The sequence below is a fragment of the Funiculus sociatus GB2-C1 genome (assembly GCF_039962115.1).
Lineage (GTDB): Bacteria > Cyanobacteriota > Cyanobacteriia > Cyanobacteriales > FACHB-T130 > Funiculus > Funiculus sociatus.
The window spans coordinates 67,516-83,060 of the sequence record NZ_JAMPKJ010000024.1 but is presented as its reverse complement, the minus strand read 5'-3'; the positions used below and the strand labels follow the sequence as shown (position 1 = coordinate 83,060).

At 47.0% G+C, this 15,545-nt stretch carries 13 protein-coding genes and 2 pseudogenes; 6 read left to right on the top strand and 9 right to left on the bottom strand.

The window, feature by feature from the left end; all coding sequences use genetic code 11:
- Window positions 1-198: 198 nt before the first annotated feature.
- Window positions 199-1,647 (top strand): annotated as a pseudogene (locus tag NDI42_RS13565) (GAF domain-containing sensor histidine kinase); the annotation flags it as partial.
- Here the strand turns inward: NDI42_RS13565 and NDI42_RS13560 are convergent.
- A complete protein-coding gene (locus NDI42_RS13560) occupies window positions 1,637-4,150 on the bottom strand; it encodes a DUF3769 domain-containing protein (protein WP_190455565.1) in 2,514 nt (837 codons plus the stop codon). The pseudogene NDI42_RS13565 and the gene NDI42_RS13560 sit on opposite strands and share 11 nt — an antisense overlap.
- A 120-nt stretch (window positions 4,151-4,270) precedes the next feature.
- Window positions 4,271-4,387 (bottom strand): photosystem II reaction center protein I, encoded by a 117-nt coding sequence (locus NDI42_RS13555; RefSeq protein WP_190421628.1) that lies wholly within the window; start codon window positions 4,385-4,387, stop codon window positions 4,271-4,273.
- A 122-nt stretch (window positions 4,388-4,509) separates the two neighbouring features.
- Between NDI42_RS13555 and NDI42_RS13550 the strand changes: the two genes are divergently transcribed.
- Both NDI42_RS13550 and NDI42_RS13545 read left to right on the top strand, forming a co-directional pair.
- The gene (locus tag NDI42_RS13550) at window positions 4,510-4,680 is read left to right on the top strand and encodes a hypothetical protein (protein ID WP_190455562.1); all 171 of its coding nucleotides are present in this window, start codon (window positions 4,510-4,512) and stop codon (window positions 4,678-4,680) included.
- A gap of 161 nt (window positions 4,681-4,841) precedes the next feature.
- A complete protein-coding gene (locus tag NDI42_RS13545) occupies window positions 4,842-5,069 on the top strand; it encodes an NfeD family protein (RefSeq protein ID WP_190455560.1) in 228 nt (75 codons plus the stop codon).
- 52 nt (window positions 5,070-5,121) lie between these two features.
- Here NDI42_RS13545 and NDI42_RS13540 read toward each other — a convergent pair whose 3' ends face one another.
- Window positions 5,122-5,472, bottom strand: coding sequence for a helix-turn-helix domain-containing protein (locus NDI42_RS13540; RefSeq protein WP_190455558.1), 351 nt, complete (start codon window positions 5,470-5,472; stop codon window positions 5,122-5,124).
- A 155-nt stretch (window positions 5,473-5,627) separates the two neighbouring features.
- Here NDI42_RS13540 and NDI42_RS13535 point away from each other — a divergent pair, with 155 nt between their 5' ends.
- Window positions 5,628-6,047 (top strand): hypothetical protein, encoded by a 420-nt coding sequence (locus tag NDI42_RS13535; RefSeq protein WP_190455556.1) that lies wholly within the window; start codon window positions 5,628-5,630, stop codon window positions 6,045-6,047.
- A gap of 129 nt (window positions 6,048-6,176) precedes the next feature.
- Entirely contained in the window at window positions 6,177-8,759 is a 2,583-nt protein-coding gene (gene glgP / locus NDI42_RS13530; RefSeq protein WP_190455553.1) for an alpha-glucan family phosphorylase, read from the top strand.
- Between the two features lie 55 nt (window positions 8,760-8,814).
- On the opposite strand, the pseudogene NDI42_RS13525 reads toward glgP, so the two are convergent.
- Window positions 8,815-8,907: pseudogene (locus NDI42_RS13525) on the bottom strand (DUF429 domain-containing protein); the annotation flags it as partial.
- Between the two features lie 11 nt (window positions 8,908-8,918).
- Here NDI42_RS13525 and NDI42_RS13520 point away from each other — a divergent pair.
- The gene (locus tag NDI42_RS13520; RefSeq protein WP_190455550.1) at window positions 8,919-9,521 is read left to right on the top strand and encodes a Uma2 family endonuclease; all 603 of its coding nucleotides are present in this window, start codon (window positions 8,919-8,921) and stop codon (window positions 9,519-9,521) included.
- A gap of 4 nt (window positions 9,522-9,525) precedes the next feature.
- On the opposite strand, the gene NDI42_RS13515 is transcribed toward NDI42_RS13520, so the two are convergent.
- The 5 genes from NDI42_RS13515 to NDI42_RS13495 all read right to left on the bottom strand — a co-directional run bounded on the left by NDI42_RS13515 (window position 9,526) and on the right by NDI42_RS13495 (window position 15,518).
- Entirely contained in the window at window positions 9,526-10,788 is a 1,263-nt protein-coding gene (locus NDI42_RS13515; RefSeq protein ID WP_190455547.1) for a tetratricopeptide repeat protein, read from the bottom strand.
- Window positions 10,789-10,879: 91 nt separating this feature from the next.
- Complete coding sequence (locus tag NDI42_RS13510) at window positions 10,880-12,136, bottom strand: tetratricopeptide repeat protein (RefSeq protein WP_190455545.1); 1,257 nt, start codon at window positions 12,134-12,136, stop codon at window positions 10,880-10,882.
- A complete protein-coding gene (locus NDI42_RS13505; RefSeq protein WP_190455543.1) occupies window positions 12,136-13,479 on the bottom strand; it encodes an ATP-binding protein in 1,344 nt (447 codons plus the stop codon). The genes NDI42_RS13510 and NDI42_RS13505 overlap by 1 nt, the downstream gene beginning before the upstream one ends.
- Window positions 13,480-13,558: 79 nt before the next feature.
- A complete protein-coding gene (locus tag NDI42_RS13500; protein WP_190455541.1) occupies window positions 13,559-14,581 on the bottom strand; it encodes a cysteine hydrolase family protein in 1,023 nt (340 codons plus the stop codon).
- Window positions 14,535-15,518, bottom strand: coding sequence for a methylenetetrahydrofolate reductase (locus NDI42_RS13495; protein ID WP_190455539.1), 984 nt, complete (start codon window positions 15,516-15,518; stop codon window positions 14,535-14,537). The genes NDI42_RS13500 and NDI42_RS13495 overlap by 47 nt, the downstream gene beginning before the upstream one ends.
- Window positions 15,519-15,545 lie beyond the last annotated feature (27 nt).

The window sequence follows — 15,545 nt, the reverse complement described above, 5'->3', positions numbered from 1 at the left end:
ACCGCGGGCACAAATCCTTTTGCCATGATCTCTGCTGGGGGCTAGGGGATAAGCTAGAGCATCTTCTAATTTAATCGTTCTTGTCACCCCTGCCACTCAAGGCGAATGTTCACCACCTCTTAACCCATTACTCAGCCAAACCGTCTGTATGTTTGGCTACGCTTTTAGATGCACTTACCCTGTGTAGAAGACCCGACCCTGGATGTCACCATCACTACGACTACCACTACTGGTAGCAATTTGACCAACTTTTTAGACTTAGCTACTTTTATCAAATCTTCGCAAGCGATCGCTAGTGAAATTGTCTTAGAAAAATTGCAGAGCAAGTTAATCAAAATTTTGCTAGAAAATGCCGCTGCTCAAAAAGGAGTGCTGCTGCTAGTTAAAGATAACCAACTGTTCATCGAAGCTGCTGGTACTGCTACAAACAATGAAGTGACAGTTTTAAAATCGATTTCTCTTGAAACCAGTGAGGATTTACCCCTTTGCGTTATAAACTACGTCTTCAGAAGTCAAAAGCATCTCGTCTTTAATGACGTGACTCAAGCAGAGCCTTTCAACACAGATCCCTACATTCAGAAAAATCAACCAAAATCAATTCTCTGTTTACCAATTATTTATCAATCTCAGGTGCAAGGGATTCTTTAATTGGAAAATAACTTGGCAGCAGGAGCTTTTACGCAAGAGCGGATAGAAGTCTTAAAAGTCTTAGTTTCGCAAGTTGCTATAGCTTTAGAAAATGCCCGTTTATATGCACGGGAAAAAGAGAAGTCCCAGCAGTTGCAACAATTTTTAGAAAAACTTCAGCAAACGCAAGCTCAACTAATCCAGACTGAAAAAATATCCTCTTTGGGTCAATTTGTCGCTGGTGTTGCCCACGAAGTTAACAATCCGGTCAGCTTCATTGCGGGCAATTTGCACCATGCTAAAGAGTATGTTCAAGACTTGAGTAATCTGGTGAATTTATATCAAAAGCATATGCCGAATCCGCCAGCAGAAGTTGCCGAAGAAATTGAGGCGATTGACCTAGAATATTTGCTGGAAGATTTACCCAAAATGATTTCCTCAATGAAACTAAGTACTGACCGCATTCGGGATATTATGCAGTCTTTACGCAACTTTTCGCGGGCAGATGATGCTGGGAAAAAGGCTGTTAATATTCACGAAGGTTTAGAAAGTACGCTGATGATTTTGCAGCACCGCCTGAAAGCTAAATCAGACCGTCCAGCGATTCAGGTGCTTAAAGAGTATGGAGATTTGCCTTTGGTTGAGTGCTACGCCGGACAACTCAATCAGGTATTTATGAATTTGCTCTCGAATGCGATTGAGGCGCTAGAGGAGTCTAACGCCCTTAAAACTTATGCTGAAATTGAGCAGCATCCGAATCTGATTACAATTCGCACATTCGTAACCAATAACCATCAGGTGGAGATTCGGATAAAAGACAATGGATTGGGAATGTCTGAGTCAGTACGCCAACGGCTATTTGACCCATTTTTCACCACTAAGCCGCAAGGTAAAGGAACTGGACTAGGACTTTCGATTAGCCACCAAATTGTTACAGAAAAGCACAGCGGGACGTTGCAGTGTTTTTCATCAATTGGGGAAGGGGCAGAGTTTGCGATCGCAATTCCACTCAGTCTGTAGCGGGAACACCTTGGATAACTGGACGGACACCAGAACCAGGGAATGGATCTGGATTACCTAACCAGTTGAAGTCATTAATCCGCAAGCTGATGGAACCCAACTCTAGGACTGGGTTATAACGCAAGATGACGTTGTAGGTGCGGCGGCTGTATTCCAGAAAATAGTCGGTACTGATGCTCTCACCAGTATCTAAACTAATGGCTGTTTGAAAACCAGCGCGAAATGGGCCATAAATTTGCTGGGTGATACCAGCGTAAAGGACTTGAGTATCAACTAAACGGTCAAACAAGAAAGGCGATGTGCCATTGCGGGCAATTTGAGACAAGCTGACATTAAACCCGGTGTAATCTAAGAAAGGCTTAGAAAAATGACCAATTTGCCCTTGTAGTCCGATGTCCGCACTCAAGGATGCTTGGGTATCGCTACTGCTGTAACCACTATATACGCCAGTAGCGCTGGTAGTCAGTTGCAGGTAGGGAACAATTGGTACTGGTGTATATCGCAATCCTTCGGTAGGGGTGGCGGGTAACGCTTCACCCCGCCACAGTGTAAAAGCACGGCTAAGGGTCGCACTACCTTGGTAGCGATTGAGAGTAACGCGGTTATTTGTCCGCACCGGGTCGAGCAAGTCTATGCGGTCGGTGTCGGCGTTAATAATTTGAGCGCCTGCTTGATAGCTGAGGTTGATGCCTGTGTTTCCTAGAGGAATTACAGGGGAAGTTAGGACTGCGCCTATACTACTCTGGACGGTTTGAAAGCCAAGGGAGCCGTTGAAGAGGCGATCGCGATAGCTATATTCCAGGTTCAGGGTGTGCGGGTAACGGGTGCCGATGGTCTGGCGCAAGCGCAGACTCGCCCGCAACTCGTCTTCTGCTATCTCTTCGGGATCTAGACTGGTGAAAACTGCCGTCCCCCTCAAAGTGGTAGTGGGACTCAGGGTGGCATCCAGCCTAGACCGGACACCAAACACCGATGGATCGATGTAGTCGCCCTCAGTAATTGCTTTCTGGATAAAATACTGCGGTGTGACGCGAAATAAAATCTTGTCAGTGGAAATAAGTTGAAAGGTGCGCTCGGCAAACACACCACCGCGATCGCCATCATCATATCCGAAAGTAACGATACCAGGTTCGCGCTCTCTCCGGTCAATCAGTCTGCGATCTTGAAATATGGGAATGGAGAACCCCTGATCGAAAACTAGGCGGGAATTGGTGCTGGTAATTTCATCTACAAGCGGCGAAATTCTTCTGAATCTAGCTGTGTCTGCCCGTACCTCTAACTCTGGCGGTGAGAAGGGGTCGTTGGTAAAGCGAACGTTTCTAGCGATCGCGCCTTCGGAGTCGAAATCAATTCGATCCGCTTGAAAGCGCAGCCGATTAAGGGTGCCTCCCTGTTGAAAGGCAGACTGGTTTTGAATAGTTCTGCCAGCACCAAATACAGCGCCAAAGCCACCGGGACTGCTGATATTCGATAGCGGTTGGTTGGCGAGGATGCGATCGCTTAACGGTCGGGCGAAGGCACGGGTATCATTTGGTAATGGCCCAGAAAAATCCGTCCCAGCTGTGGGCTGATAAATTTCCCCACTGGCATTTAAGACAAAACCGCTATCTTGGGCAAAGAAGTATTCTAAGCGATCGCCTCTGATTGTTTGAGCGCCCCGCTTCAAGGCTATATTCCCCTCACCTACCACAATCCGATTTGGCAAGTTCAGCTGCACCCTGTCGGCATCCACTACCGATCCCTGGTATCGCAGTAAGACATCGCCTTCTGCGGTCACGACTTGCCGATCTACCTCGTACTCCTGACGGTCTGAAGTTAGTTCCACGACACTACCATTACTCCCGGTAGTCGGTGTTACGGGGGAAGGTTGCTGTGTCTGGGTCTTGCGTGGTGGTGAGACAGGTACCAATTCCTCCTCACTCCAGGGTTCGCCCTCCAAGGGGGAGGGGGAAACTGGTGTATCGGATTCTCTAGGAGTTTCCGGCGGTAATTTTAGGGGTAGCCTATCATCTTCGGATTCTCTCCCAGTTTCCTCTGACGGTGGGAGTGGGGATAGCCTGTCATCTTCGGATTCCCTCGGATTTGGCTCTGGCGGCGGCTCTTTTGGCTGTTGATCTACACTTGGTAACTGGGATACGGACAGCGACTTTTGCAAAACAGGAGCTGCTGCCCGTTCTTTTACTGGCTGCGTCTTATTTTCAGAATTCCGATTCCTAGCTTGTAACTCCTGACTCGCAGGCGGCTGCTTTGCTCCTACGACAGAATGCCCCACTGAAATCGGAGAACCAAGCAGGACGGCACTTCTTTTAGGGATAGATATAGATGAGGAAGACTCCGGCGGTAGGGTTTCCGGCGGAGTCGGAGCAGCAACCGCCCCGGTTTGCATGGTTCTGGTGGGAACCGAGAAAAGAGTTGGAGTTGAAGCAGCCAGAGGAGCAAATTCCCCTGGCTGTGAGGTACTGACAATTGAAGGTGGTTCAGGCGGCGGGACTGGTTGGGGCATTTTCTAGCAACAGGAGTCGAGCGGACAGCACAAATGCCTATTCTCAACTGCATTCTGAGCAGCGTGCCTCACATTGGGCTGCTGTCCCGACATTGGCCTGAGGCATTAAGCGATCGCTGTTTATTCTAAATCCCGACGTTTCGGGTTACGAGCCGGATCATTGGACAAAAATCCAAACATAAAGAGCAGGACGAAGAAGGCAACGACTATATAAACAACTATTTTGAGGGTCAGCATACCGATATCTACTCCAGACGGGAAAGGCTGAATGTTGTTACCTTAAAGGCATGACAACTTTCTCATAATACCGAAATATTGCTTCGTTTTTGACAAACACCTCAAGCGTTGAATTCAGGGTCGTGCAAGGCTGCTCAAATTGCTTGACGATTCTGGAGTGCATTAAGTTTCACCAGGCGTCGTTGTTGAAGAAAGCGATCGCCCTTGTTGGCGACTCCTCCCGTCCAACTGATCCGGAAATTTTGGGGCTTTATCCGGAATTTAAGGAACTTAAGCTGATGTTAGGTTTCTAATGGTCTAGATTTTTCGTGGCTGAAAACTAATCGGATGCTGGTGGCAGAACGATAAGTTAAACACTTAAGTTTTTCCGAAAAAACCCGATCGGCTCTGGCTGAAATCTTTCTCACTCAGTCTTCCAAGGCTCAGGTTCTCGCTCAATCAGATGGAGGTAATCGTGAACAGTCCATTAGCTCCCGAAAATTTTGAGATGTTCGCTGAACCTATCGCGGGTACAGTGGAGAAAACAATCGCTCCTAATCAGCCTGGACGAGTCAAGTGTCTTGGTACTTTCTGGCCTGCACGATTTATAGAGCCTGATTGCCAAGCCACTGTTGAAGCTGATGAGCCTGTGATGGTTGTTGGCAGACAGGATATCACTATGCTGGTGGTTCCAGTTAAGTAGATTTTTTTTACAGAGTTACGCGATCGCTTCCTGCGAAAAAAATGTGATCGCTCTAGCTTTTCCCTTTTGCACCGTTAGTTTCTCCTTCCCTAACCAGCATCATTTCATATAAGTCACCGAGGGTATAAGTCATACCTGTATCGGGATTTTGTGGTTCTAGGGCTACGCGCAAAGTTTCCAAGGCATCAGCCTGAACTTTGGTGACACAAGCATTCTCAAGGTCACTAACTGAACTGGCTGGTAGACCGCAATAATTGTGCAACTCTTGGAGACTCCAGCCTTTTGTTTCTCTGGCTTTGCGAAGAATCTCTCCAACACGCATGATGCCCATTCGGTCGAATCGATACCGACCTGTACCGTCCTCCTGCACTCGACCTTTGCTTCCAGTATCAGACTTAATCAATTAGCGTCACCTCACTTATTTATCAATTGTATGCTGCTGAGAATATGGACTTTATCCGCAATTGCGGATAAGATAATAGAATTATCGGCATATGTATAAGATAGGTTCGGGCGACAGAATTTATAAAGAATTTACTCACAACTAAAGAACGCATCATGGCACGCAGAACTCGCAGAACTCGCTCAAAGCAAGCAACTCGCCACAGCTTTATTAAAACCCGATGGTTTAAGCGTGCCAGCTTGCATATAACCAAGGCAGAAGCAGGGCAAGTTTTGGGGGTTCCGGCAAACCAGGTCAAGTGGATAAAGCACATGGCGCATCAGTTGTGCATAGTCTGGGAAAACGAAAAAGGGAAGACGTGCAGCAGCTTTTTTAGCTACAGAATTTTTCCGAGTTGGCAGCGACTCCTCATCGCCGCAATCCAAAACTGCCAAAATTTAGAAGAATTAAACAGCCTTGGCGCAGTCATTGAGTATGAGTTTGCGCGGTTTAACTATCCGACGGAAATGGAAGATGTAATTTTGGATACCTTGAAATCCCATAATTCTGTATTAAAAGCGGCTGCTTGTTGCTAAACAGAGGTATAAAAATATTTGTTCTAAGTTGTAAGCATCATCAGTCCTCGAAAAGAGTATAAAAAACATCGTACTTTCGGCCGATCTGAGTACACAATAACTTTATTCAGACTTATAGAGGCTTTGTCGATGCAGCCGATTCGGACATTTAATGTTTCTCCTTCTCTGCCGCCGAGACTAGAACCCCTACGCAAGCTGGCTTATAACCTGCACTGGGATTGGAACGTCGAAACCAAAGAGTTATTTCGGCGCTTAGACCGTGACTTGTGGGAATCAAGCCGTCACAACCCAGTTCTGATGCTGGGAACCATCAGCCAAGCCCGATTAAAGGAAGTTGCTGAAGATGAAGGCTTTGTCGCCCAAATGGAAAGGGCTTCAATGCAGCTAGACGACTACCTGCAAGAGCGAAATTGGTATCGCAAAAACCGAAACTTGTCAAGTGGTAGCGATCGCGCAACTGACCAGAAAGAGTGCTACGCCTACTTTTGTGCGGAATTTGGTCTTACCGATTGCCTGCCTATCTACTCCGGAGGCTTAGGCGTTCTGGCGGGCGACCACCTGAAATCAGCTAGTGACTTAGGCTTGCCGCTGGTTGCTGTAGGCTTACTTTACCAAGAAGGCTATTTTGCCCAGTACCTCAACGCCGATGGCTGGCAGCAGGAACGCTACCCGATCAACGATTTCTACAATATGCCTCTGCACCCGGAGCGCAATCCTGACGGTTCGGAATTGCGGATCGAGGTAGAGTATCCAGGGCGCACCGTTTATGCTCGTGTTTGGCGGGTACAAGTGGGAACTGTACCTCTGTATCTACTGGATACTAACATTGAGCCAAATAATTCCTACGACCACGACATCACCGACGAGTTGTATGGTGGTGACTTGGATATGCGGATTCACCAGGAGATGATGCTGGGCATCGGGGGTTTCCGGATGCTGAAGGCTTTGGGATATAAACCCACCGTCTATCACCTCAATGAAGGCCACTCAGCGTTTCTGATTCTGGAACGCATCCGAATGTTGATGCAGGACGAAGGTTTGACTTTTGCCGAAGCTAAACAAGTAGCGCAAGCTAGTCAGGTTTTCACTACTCATACACCAGTTTCTGCTGGATTCGACTTGTTCCCCCCAGACAAGGCTCTGTATTACGTGGGACACTATGCCCATAGTTACGGGCTTTCTCCAGAAGAATTTCTCGCTTTAGGACGGGAAAATACCGGGGATTTGGCGTCGCCTTTTAGCATGGCAGCACTGGCGATGAAGACATCAAGTTTTGTTAATGGTGTCGCCCAGCTGCACGGGTTGGTATCGCGGAAGATGTTTAAGGATCTGTGGAAGGACTTGCCCCTGGAGGAGGTGCCAATTACCGCGATCACCAATGGGGTACACGCCCGCAGTTGTGTGGCAAGGTCTACTCAGGAGCTATATGACCGCTACCTTGGCCCTCAGTGGTCTGATGCGCCTGCGGATGATAGTTTATGGGAGCGGGTGCTGTCAATTCCGGATGAAGAGTTGTGGCGCAATCACGAGCGTCAACGGTCGGAATTGGTGGTGTTTGTCCGGGAGCGTCTAGTGAAACAGTTGCGCGATCGCGGTGCAACTCCCGGTGAAATTGCCCAGGCGCAGGAAGTGCTAGACCCAACGGTGTTAACGATTGGGTTTGCGCGACGGTTTGCTACTTATAAGCGGGCTAGCCTGTTTCTCCGTGACAAAGAGCGAATCAAGAAGATTTTGCAGGGTGACAAAAATCGCCGGGTGCAGTTTGTAGTTGCTGGTAAGGCTCATCCCAAGGATATACCGGGGAAAGAACTGATCCGCGATATCATCCATTTCTCGCGAGAGGAAGGGATGAATGTCAGTGTCGTGTTTATCCCAAATTACGACATCTATGTAGCTCGGTTGATGGTGGCTGGTTGTGATGTTTGGCTGAATACGCCCCGCCGTCCCCGTGAAGCTTCTGGTACGAGTGGGATGAAGGCATCGATGAATGGTTCGCCAAACCTCAGCATATTAGATGGCTGGTGGGATGAGGCTGATTATGTCCGCACTGGCTGGCCTATTGGTCACGGGGAAGACTACGACGACTTGAATTATCAAGACGATGTGGAGGCAAATGCCCTGTACGAGTTGCTAGAACAGGAAGTCGTACCGCTGTTCTATGAACGGGATGGTTATGGAATTCCCCGCCAATGGGTTGCGAAAATGAAGGATGCAATCCGGTTGAATTTACCGTTTTTCAATACTTCGCGGATGGTGCGTGATTATGCTCTACGGGGATATTTCCCGGCAAGCGATCGCTACTCGATTATGACCTCAAACAACTACGCTCCAGCTAAGGAAATAGCTTCTTGGAAGCAGCGGATGTTTGAGCATTGGTATGACATCAAAATTGAAGAGGTTGATGTCTCTGAACCTGCTGGGGTTTTGGTTAATCAAACTGTTGGTGTCAAAGCTCGAATTAATCTGGACGCTCTTACTCCAGATGATGTGCAGGTGCAACTCTATCAGGGTGCTGTCGATGCTGATGGGGAAATTGTCAACGGTGTGCCTGTGGTGATGGAACACCAAGGTCAGGATCAACACAATTGTTGCATTTACACTGCTGATATTCTCTTCACTTCCAGTGGTTTACAAGGCCTGTCTCTGCGCGTTCTGCCGAAACATGAAAATTTGTCAACTCCTTATGAGTTGGGATTGATTCGCTGGGCGTAACAATTTTGGATTTTGCGGGGGCGAAGGAGTGTCTGGGCTTCCGCAAAATCTAACATCAATTGGGAATAACAATGTATCCTGTTGTGCGACCTAATACTAAGTTACGCTCTAGTCCCCAATACTACCAATCTGCTGCTATGTAGGCACATGGACACTACAATGACACAAGTTCGTCTCGCGCATCCCATTCCAATCAATATCCCACCAACATTAACACTTACGGTTACTCACGATCAGTTCGTTGAGTTGTGTGTTGTTAACCAAGATTTACAACTAGAACGCACAGCTACAGGAGAATTAATTATTATGCCTCCAACTGGAAGCATCAGAGGAAATAGAAACTCAGACATTGAAGGAAAACTCTGGTTGTGGAACCGTCAGACTAAACTTGGTAAGACGTTCAACTCTTCTACTGGTTTTCACCTCCCCAACGGTGCGGATCGTTCTCCTGATGCTGCTTGGGTACGTCAAGATAGATGGGACGCACTTACAAGAGAACAACAAGAAGGCTTCGCCCCTCTGTGTCCTGATTTTGTTCTAGAACTACGTTCTAAAAATGACAATATGGAACCGCTACGAGCCAAAATGAGGGAATATATGGATAATCAGGCTCGTTTAGGCTGGTTGATTGACCGAAAGAATCAGAAGGTCGAGATATATAGGCAAGGTCAGGATGTGGAAGTGTTGGATAATCCTACTACTTTGTCAGGGGAAGATGTTTTACCAGGGTTTGTCTTAGATTTGACGGAAGTTTGGTCATAATCGATTATTTGTTTTGTTTAACTCCCATTAGTGCATTCGCAACCCAGGTGGAAAGCAGCCCTCCCAGGAAGAAAACGCTAAAGAAAATTGTTGTTAATATGCTAGGGTCTTCTAAAAGCTGTAAAACTACGATCATTAGCCATGCGATCGCTAAAATAATTGTGTAAATTGTCATAAATTTTCTCGCGCTTCCCGCCGGACATTGTAAGGTCGCCGAGACTGGTAGTAAGAACCATATTAAGGAGATTGCTGCTGCTAAAACATTGGGGTTTTTCGTAGTAAACCAAGCAGCAACAGCAATTATGATGCAAAGCGACAATCCGCCAAATAAGTTCGATTTGTTAATCTCTTCTTCGGAAAGGATTAATCTTCCGAATTTATCAAATCTTAGTAACAGGGTGAAGAGAGGGTCAGCAATCCAGGTCAGAACTACAAATGAAATGTAGGCAATACCTATTAACCATAGTAATGGATTTAAGTTAGCGACGGCGAGTCCACCTACTAACAAGCGGAAGACAAAATATAAGCCAATACTGAAGAGCAATCTAGGGCGATTATCTAATCGAGAGCAAAAGAGAAAGTATCGCAACATTACCCTGTAAATGGGATTTTTGGCTTTCATCGCCTCGACAATTCCCTGCCTAGCCCATTCAAATGTAGGATTGAGTCGCAGTGCTTCGCGGAAACTTTCGGAAGCTTTGTTAGGGTTTTTTCCCTGCGTCAGAAGTATCCAGCCTAAACTAGCGTAGCTGGAGGCATTTTCTGGGTCTTTAGCGATCGCATCCTCAATGGCTGTCTTAGCTTCCTGTGTGCGTCCTAGCTGCGACAAGGCGAGGGCGTGGTAATTTAAGCATTCCACGTCTTCCGGGTCAATAGCTAAGCCTTGCTGCGCCGCATTTAAGGCTTGCTGCCAAAGTCTTTGGTTGTATCGAATGCGCGCTCGCAAGGCGAAGTAACCTGAGTTTGCCGGGTCAATTCGGATCGCCTCAGCTAGCGATATTTCAGCATCTCTGAGATGCTCGCGATCGCATAAAATGTACGCCAAGATGTAATGAGCATACGCCCAATCAGGAGCCAGCCCAATTGCGAGCTGAGCTTCTTGTGTTGCTTCCTGGTGCTTCTGGCGGTAACTCAAGCACAAGCCTAAAAGAGCGTGCGCGATCGCGCTATCGGGCGACTGGGTTAACTCCTGTCGCAGTTCCTTCTCTGCCATTTCGTACCGGGATTGCCCAATTAGCAATTGCGCCCGTTCTAAGTGTACGCCCATCAGATTTTCATATATTTGAGGATCTCGTCCAATCCGCTCTCATTAGCATACAAGGCATAGTTCCGAGCAGTCGAAAACCATTCTTCAGGCACTACCTTAACTTAGGAGAGCTTCTCCAGATGAAAAAGAAGGAAAAAAGCGTTCCAAAAGCGAGAACGATTAACCAAGTTAACCAGAACCAAACGTCAACACTTACAAAAGGTAGCCCTGGTAATGGAAGAACTAGCCCTGCCAGCCCAACTAACGCCATGATGGTTGTATATCCCACCATGAGGCTGCTGTGCCACCCCGCTGAAGATCGGAACGTTGCCGATACAGGCAGAAGCAACAATCCGAATAAAACGGGAGCAAACAGAGTTTTAGAATTTCCGGTCATTAACCACAAATAAAATGCGCTTAGTATTGCCCAAACTAAAGTCGTGAGCCAATAGGATTGCTTAAACTTCAGTTGGAGTAATAGGGTTATAAAGAGGTCTACAAACCAAGGCAAAAAGATTAACCAAAACAAAACAATCAGCGCTAGCCAAATCAAATGATTGGGATTAGTTGCAGCAAGATTCAGCAATATACGGAATGCCAAACACAAGCAGGCAAAGAAGCCCAACAAAGCTTTCCCGCTCAAAAATCTGCCTAGTTGTAAACGGCGGTACGGGAATATTAAACACCTGTAAACTAGTCTGTATAGTGGGTTTTTTAACTTGATCGCTTGGATGAGTCCATCCTGTGCAGATTCAAAATTGGGGTTGAGTCGGAGTGCTTGGCGGAAATACTCCCAAGCTTTCGTCGGGCTTCCTTCCCGGTTCAATATCATCCATCCCAAGTTGTTGTAGTTGCTAAAATTCTCCGGGTCAAGAGCGATCGCTTGCTTAGTCGTAGCGATCGCCTCCTCTGTTCGACCCAACTCGAATAGGGCAATCCCTTTGTTATTCAAACAGTCAGCATTCTCTGGGTCTATGTTAAGCCCCTGCGTCGCTGCTTCTAGTGCCTCCTGCCATCGCTTTTGTTTAACTCGAATGTTTGATAGTAGGATGAAATGGTTGGTATTTTCAGGATTTAGGCGAATTGCCTCTTTGGTTGCGTTCTCAGCTTCCAGAAGCTGATTGCGATCGCAGAGAATCCAACCCAGAACGTAATAACCATCCTCCCAATCTGGTGCCAGCTTAATTGCTTGCTCAGCTTCTTTTATTGCTTCCTCGTACTTCTTGAGAAACCTCAAGCACCAACCTAGCCACGCATAAGCCTGGGCGCTATCTGGATCGACTGCTAATTCCTGCTGCAATTCCTGCGCCGCCATCTCATAACGCGATTGAGCCATGAGAAGTTCGGCCCGATCTAAGTGTACGCCCATCAGAATTTCATATATTTAAGGATGTCGTCGTACAATCCGCCCTCATTAGCATATAAGGCATAGTTCCGAGCAGTCGAAAACCATTCTTTTGTCGAAGGTTTCACTCCTCCCGCAGCCGATGCTAAATCTTTGGTAGTTAGTGGCTTTGGGATACCGACTTTCATCGCTTCAGCTAACTTCTTTTCTATTGCCACATCGACAACTGCCATTAAGTCTGCGCCGGAAAAATTCTCAGTTTTCTTCGCTAAATGGTCGTAGTCGATATCTTCCACTGGCTTACCTCGACACAACAAGCGCAAAATTGCCGCCCTTGCTTCAGCATCAGGGGGTGGTACAAATACTATGCGGTCAAAGCGTCCCGGACGGCGAAAGGCTGAATCTAAGTGCCAAGGTGCATTAGTTGCCGCTAAAATTAATACCCCTTCATTAGAACTCCTCACGCCGTCTAATTCTGATAGAAATTGGTTAATTACCATGCGGCTAGAATTTTGTCGCAAGTCCGCACGACTGGCAGCTAAAGCATCAACTTCGTCAAAAAATAATACACAAGGTTGGTTGCGTCTGGCTTGTTCAAAAAGGTCGTGCAAATTGCGTTCGCTGTTGCCCAACCACATATCTAATACATCGTTGATGCCTACAGAAAGGAAACCAGAGTTAATTTCGCCAGCTGTGGCACGGGCAAGGTAAGTTTTACCGCAACCCGGAGGGCCGTACATCAAAATTCCGCCCCCAATTGCCTTGCCGTAAGCTTTGTACAGTTCCGGCTGTTTGAGCGGATAAATAATTTTCAGGCGAATTTCGTCTTTGACCGCTTCCATACCGCCAACATCTGGGAATGCGATCGCAGGTTTTTCGACTTGGGTATCTTCCAAAGTCGAAAAGTCTCCCAACCCTGCCCGAATTTTGCCGTCTACGACCTCTTGCACGTCCTCCTCTGCCCCAATTCCCAACCTTTCGGCAAAATCAGCATCTTTGACAGCAGGATCGGTTTCAACGGCTCGGCGGTACTGACGGACAGCTTGTTCCACTGCACCCGCGTTCAAGAGAAGACGCGCATGAAGTAAAAAAGCACCCGCCGGACAATCCAAGCGCTTAATTTGATCTTCCACAATTACCAACGCTTGGGTATACTTTCCTTGTTGGTAGAAAGCCCGAGCTAAACCTAATTTTAGCTGCTGATTTTCAGGTGACAAAACTAAGGCTTGGCGATACTCTTGTTCGGCTTCCTCTGGTTGTCCCAAACTTAACAGAGTTTCTGCCAAATGTTGCCGTAAAGGTACGTTATCGGGAGAAAATTTTAAAGCCTCTCGGAGGGACGCGATCGCATCATTACTGCTAGTCATTCGTTTTTATTCCTTATACTCCTTCCCTGTCTCTGACTGGGAATTTTTACAATGCGGTGCCTCATAATATTATTTGGCACTATAGATTACCAATTTCCAGAGGTTCAGTTGACTTAATTAGGTGCATTCCCGCCGCCGCAAATCTGGCAAAAGCCTCATCAGCTTGTTCTGTATAATCCACTATTCCCGGCACCACAACGGGCGATGTGCAATCTTCCAATAGATAAACTTTTTCAGTAAGACTGGCATCTTTTGCTTTAATTTCTGTCAATAAATCATCAATTGTCCAGGCAACGCAATGACTTTTTGCTTGTCCAGCAATTATTACAGCATCAAATTCTAGCAGATACTCGATGAATTTTGTATTCTTCTGGGCGATAGAGTTTCCATTCACTCCTTCTAATACTTCCGCACGCAAGACAGAATAGTTTTCAGTTAAAGGATTGTCTCCCTTTACCTCAAACCGCGTTTGGCTATTCCTCGCAATGCAGTGAAAAAGCAACGCCTCTTCTACCGCAGAAACCAAGGCGTGACCAATACCGCCCAACATGGAATGATAAGGCCATACGGTTAGCGGATATTTGCCTTTTTCACTCAAATGCTTGACATAATGCAAAGAATGTGAAACAAGATTAGAGTAATCTGCACCGACAATTCCGGCAACTGTTGGGTTGACCTTCCAGATGCCTTGCTGGATATCTTCCGGTGTAATCATCGTGGCGGCGGGGGTGGGATGTTCTCCAGCGTCGTTAATCCAGAAGATGGGGTGGAAGATTTGGATGGCGGTGTGAGTATCCATTGTGGGTGCGATCGCGCTAATCTTCCCCAAATTCCGATAGATGAATTCGCACAACCGCACATTATCATTAACCGCACCCGTGACAAATAATTCAAAGTCGGGGATGCAAAATGTATTCTGCACATCAATCAACAACAGGCAAAGGCGAGTTTTATCCTCGCTAGATGGAGGAATATCGTGCTTTTTTGCCCAATTCCTCGCGTCTTCTGCCCGTTGTTGATATGGCACTCGCCAAACTTCTCCCACCTTTTTAGCATCAAAGTGCGACGGAATCGGCAGTTGCTTTATTGTTTGTGCGTTCATCTTCTGTTCCTGCTGACACTAACTGGTTTAGCGGTGGAATTCCAGCCATATCCAGAATTTCGGGAATCAAATCTTCCCGCTTTACAGCCATCATATGAACACCTTGGCAGAGTTGACTAGCCAATTTGACTTGTTCAGCTGCGATCGCCATCCCTTCTTGCAACGGATCGTCTGCTGCTGCTAAACGGTCGATGATGTCTTGGGGAATATTGACACCAGGTACGCAGCGATTAATAAATTCGGCATTTTTGGCAGACTTTAGCAGAAAAATTCCCGCCATAATTGGCTTACCGCAGCCAGCAGCAATTTTGTCCATAAATTTTTCCAAACGGTCAAAATCGCAAATCAGCTGGCTTTGGAAGTATTGCGCTCCAGCTTCTAGTTTACGTTCAAATCGGCTTTGCAATCCTGACCAACTTGCCAGCTGGGGGTCAACAGCAGCACCAGCAAATAAATCTGTAGCACCATCTGTGAGGGGTTTGTCGTTCCAGTCGAAACCGAGATTCATTTTTTTAATTAAACCCAGCAACCGCACAGATTCCAGATCAAATACACTCTTGGCATCAGTATGATCGCCTGCTTTCACAGGATCGCCTGTTAGCGCTAAAATATTCCGGATACCGAGAGCATGAGCGCCCATGAGATCGCCTTGCAGTCCGATGCGGTTGCGATCGCGACAAGCCATCTGACAAATCGGCTCGATTCCGTGCTGCAATAAAATTACACTAGCCGCCATCGGACACATCCGCAACACCGCCCGACTGCCATCAGTAATATTAACCGCATGAACCCTACCTTTAAGGGTTTGCGCCATTTCCACCATGTGGACTGGATTCCCGCCTTTGGGGGGTGCGACCTCTGCGGTAATCAGAAATTCACCAGCTTCAGCAGCGCTACGGAAAGATTTAAACAGCATTGAGTTTTCGATGGTAGGCATTTGGTTTTTTTGTTAAGTATGGATTAT